At 69.7% G+C, this 716-nt stretch carries 1 protein-coding gene; it reads left to right on the forward strand.

Annotated features, from left to right (window positions below; translation table 11 throughout):
• The coding region (locus LU493_RS19435) for a (Fe-S)-binding protein (protein WP_275289457.1) at positions 1 to 716 on the forward strand (716 nt) is incomplete at both ends.

Here is a 716-nt window from a genome sequence, read left to right on the forward strand (position 1 = left end):
GAGGACTTCTCCCACCAGGTCTACGACGCCATGGCCGGCTGCCTGGCCTGCAAGTCCTGCGCCAGCCAGTGCCCGGTCAAGGTCAACGTGCCGGCCTTCCGTTCGCAGTTCCTCGAGGTCTACCACGGCCGTTACCTGCGCCCGGCGCGCGACTACCTGATCGGCGGGCTGGAATTCCTCGCGCCGACGCTGTCGCGTCTGACCCCGCTCTACAACGCTGCCCTGAGCAACCGTTGGGTCAGCCGCCTGCTGGCCGGCCCCGTCGGCATGGTCGACAGCCCCCGGCTATCCCGGGCGCGGCTCGACAAGCAGCTCGCCGCCTGGGGCGTGCCCGAGGCCACGCCGATCACCCTCGGCCGGCTCACCGAGACCCAGCGCAACAACAGCGTGGTGCTGGTTCAGGACGCCTTCACCCGCTATTTCGAGGCGAGCGTGGTCCGCGATATCGTCACCTTGCTGCAGCGCCTCGATGTGCGGGTCTTCGTCGCCCCCTATGCCCCCAACGGCAAGCCGTTGCACGTCCAGGGCTTCCTCGGCGCCTTCGCGCGCACCGCCGAGAAACAGGCCGAGCGGCTGCGGGCGCTGGCCGAGTCCGGCGTACCGCTGGTCGGTATCGATCCGGCGATGACTCTGACCTACCGACAGGAGTACGTGAAGGCGCTGGGCGCCGACGCCGTGCCCGAGGTCCGCCTGCTGAGTGAGTGGCTGGCCGAGCG

Origin of the sequence: Halomonas elongata, from assembly GCF_029081005.1 — a bacterium.
Lineage (GTDB): Bacteria > Pseudomonadota > Gammaproteobacteria > Pseudomonadales > Halomonadaceae > Halomonas > Halomonas elongata_B.